The following is a 2,990-nucleotide window of genomic DNA, read 5'->3' on the forward strand; positions in this document are numbered from 1 at the left end:
GTCAGGAAAAGCTGCGGCTTGATCAGCCGCATCGTGCGGGTCCACTGTTAAGAATTTAGCGCCGAAGGCGGCGGCGCGATCGGCGCGCCGGCCATCGGAACGGGCCACATTCACGACAATATATCATGGTTAACGGGCAACACTGCGTCGGCCCTTGTCGTGTATTAAATCGAATCATCGACAGCAATTGGGGATATATTCCCATCGCCAATTCCCTCATGAACTGGGAGAAAAACCTATGGCTCAAGCCGTCAGAATAAACGATATTATTCGTTCCTTTGGAATTGATACGCATATCGACTACACCGACGGAAAATATTCCAATGTCGGAGAAGTTGTTAAGGCTCTCGACTATCTTGGCCTTGATACGGTTCGCGATCACGCCCCCAACACCGCTTCCGACCCCAACGGACAAACGCATCTCGGCGATGCGGCCGAGGCCGGCGTGCAGTTCGTCTTCAGCGCCCAGCGGGAAGTCGACCCCGCCACCGTCGCCCAGCGACTGCATGACTTCGTGCAGGCCCATCCCGGATCGGTCGTCGGCATCGAAGGTCCGAACGAAGTCAACAACTGGCCGGTCAGCTATCACGGCTTGAGCGGTCAGGCCGCAGCGGTCGCCTATCAGAAAGACCTGTCTGCCGCCGTCAACGCCGATCCCTTGCTGAAAAATATCCCCGTTCTCGGCTTTACCGGATATACGGTCGCTTCCGCCTCCGACTACACGACGATCCACACCTATGCGAAGGATGGCGACCAGCCATATTCATGGCTTTCCCGCGAAGCCGGCGTTCAGCGCGCTGCCGATCCGGGCAAGCCGCTAGCGATCACCGAGACCGGTTACCACACCTCGCTCACCGCCGACAGCAATGGCGGCTGGGAAGGCGTCAGTGAAGCGACGCAGGCAAAGCTCCTGCTCAATACGCTGATGGACGGCGCGGCCCTCGGCTCGAAAAACACGTTCATCTACGAGCTGCTGGACGCCTATTCCGATCCGCAGGGCGCCAATCAGGAAAAGCATTTCGGCCTTTTTCATCTCGACTATTCGACCAAGCCGGCTGCGACGGCGATCCATAACCTGACCGAAATTCTTGAGGACGACGGCGCAACAAAAGCGAGCTTCAGCGCGGGAACCGTCAACTATTCGATCGATGGCATGCCGTCCTCGGCCCGTAGCCTGCTCACGGAAAAATCGGACGGAAGCTACCAGATCATCATCTGGAACGAGCCCGATATCTGGAACCAGTCCTCCGACACGGCCATTCAGGCGGCGGCAACAGCCGTCAAGGTCAATCTCGGTGCTTCGTTCGGCTCCGTGAAAGTCTTCGACCCGCTGACCGGGACGACGGCGATCAAAAGCCTCAGCAACGTCTCGTCGCTGACGCTCGATGTCGTCGACCATCCCTTGATCATCGAGATAGCAGGCAGCGGCGCCAGCACGCCGCCGGCCACCAATCATCTCTATGGCGGCACCGGCAACGACACCTTCACCGTGACCAATGCCAACCAAATCGTCGATGAAAGCCGGGGCGGCGGAACGGATACCGTCAAGGCGTCGATCAGCTTCAGCCTGGCCGATCAGAAGCATACGGTCGGAATGATCGAAAACCTCACCTTGACCGGGACGGCCAATCTCAGCGCGACGGGCAACAATACCGCCAACATTCTCACCGGCAACGACGGGAACAACTCCCTCAACGGCGGGAAAGGGAACGACCGATTGGTCGGCGGGCTCGGAAACGACAAGCTGATCGGCAAGGCCGGTGCTGACGTTCTCACCGGCGGCGGCGGCGGCGATACCTTCGTCTTCAATGTGAAGCCCGACAATACCAGCGTCGACAAGATCCGGGATTTTTCCTCCGCGGCGGGCGACAAGCTGATGCTCGATCATTCGATTTTCGCCGCGCTCAGCCTATCCAGATTTTCGGATGAGAATTTCGTTCTGGGAACGAAAGCGCGCGAGGCTGATGACAAGCTGATCTACGATCAGGCGAGCGGCATTCTATCCTATGACGCGGATGGAAGCGCAGCGGGCGCGGCCATCCACGTTGCGGATCTCGATAATTCCGCCGCACTTCACTTCAAAGATTTCTTGCTTGCCTGACCCGCTCGGCCCGTTCCCTTCCGGGCGCGGGCCTGCAGATCACAGGGCAGTCGCGTCTCCTCCTCTTGCCGGAGCCTAAATCCCGGCCACATTCTCCGTTGACGCCACCCGTGCACGTCAGGAGAAGCCTTTGCCTTGGATCGCCTATATCGTCCATTTCATCGCCGCAGCATTTCTGACCAACGGCATTCCGCATTTCGTCAACGGCGTCAGCGGCAGGCCGTTCCGCATCCCATTCGCGCAAGGGGCAAAGCTCGGCTCACCGACAGCGAATGTCGTCTGGGGCTGGGCGAATTTCCTCATCGCCTTCCTGCTGTTTGCCACTGCATAATTCCTTAAATCGGAATCGATTTAAGGATAAAATTATGCAGCAATTCAAAGTGTTACAGCGTCCTTTGCGCGTCTTAAAAGACGCGCGGCGCTGTAATGTCGGGCCGCTCTATATCGGCACGCCGGGCGACACGATCTTCGTGGCAGCGGGCATGCTCGTCACCGGCATCCTGCTCGCCCGTATTTTCGAAGGCGACGTTTGATATAACTAACTTGCATGATGATAGTCACTGCTGTAGTGACTATCATCATGCAGCGGACGAGCTTCAGCGACTTCAAATGCCCGGCGGCGCGCGCGCTCGACAGCGTCGGCGACTGGTGGAGCATGCTGATCCTGCGCGATGCCTTTCAGGGGCTTTCGCGCTTCGACGAATTCCAGAAAAGCCTCGGCGTGGCGCCGAACATACTGACGCGGCGGCTGAAACATCTGACGGAAAAGGGGCTGTTCGAACGGCGTCTCTATAATCAGCGCCCCGCCCGCTACGAATATCTGCTGACGGACAAGGGGCGTGACTTCTTTCCTGTTCTGATGACGCTGTTTTCCTGGGGAAGCCGGCAC

Annotated in this window: 3 protein-coding genes and 1 pseudogene; all 4 read left to right on the forward strand. The window is 58.2% G+C overall.

The features are described 5' to 3' along the window. The first annotated feature begins 238 nt into the window (after nucleotides 1-238). Complete coding sequence (locus tag FY112_RS14335) at nucleotides 239-2,101, forward strand: calcium-binding protein (RefSeq protein WP_151518630.1); 1,863 nt, start codon at nucleotides 239-241, stop codon at nucleotides 2,099-2,101. A 130-nt stretch (nucleotides 2,102-2,231) separates the two neighbouring features. Continuing rightward, nucleotides 2,232-2,423, forward strand: a pseudogene (locus FY112_RS14340) (hypothetical protein); the annotation flags it as partial. 43 nt (nucleotides 2,424-2,466) lie between these two features. Further along, nucleotides 2,467-2,634: a hypothetical protein gene (locus tag FY112_RS14345; RefSeq protein ID WP_165504159.1), complete on the forward strand. Its 168-nt coding sequence runs from the start codon at nucleotides 2,467-2,469 to the stop codon at nucleotides 2,632-2,634. Nucleotides 2,635-2,681: 47 nt separating this feature from the next. Continuing rightward, nucleotides 2,682-2,990 (forward strand): helix-turn-helix domain-containing protein (locus FY112_RS14350; RefSeq protein ID WP_181018218.1); only part of this gene is annotated, 309 nt, incomplete at its 3' end.

Origin of the sequence: Rhizobium sp. PEPV16, from assembly GCF_008919455.1 — a bacterium.
Lineage (GTDB): Bacteria > Pseudomonadota > Alphaproteobacteria > Rhizobiales > Rhizobiaceae > Rhizobium > Rhizobium leguminosarum_Q.

What these genes read in the sequence shown, in the direction of transcription:
- FY112_RS14345 (WP_165504159.1), top strand. Translation starts at nt 2,467, where the DNA reads ATGCAGCAATTCAAAGTGTTACAGCGTCCTTTGCGCGTCTTAAAAGAC.
- FY112_RS14335 (WP_151518630.1), top strand. Translation starts at nt 239, where the DNA reads ATGGCTCAAGCCGTCAGAATAAACGATATTATTCGTTCCTTTGGAATT.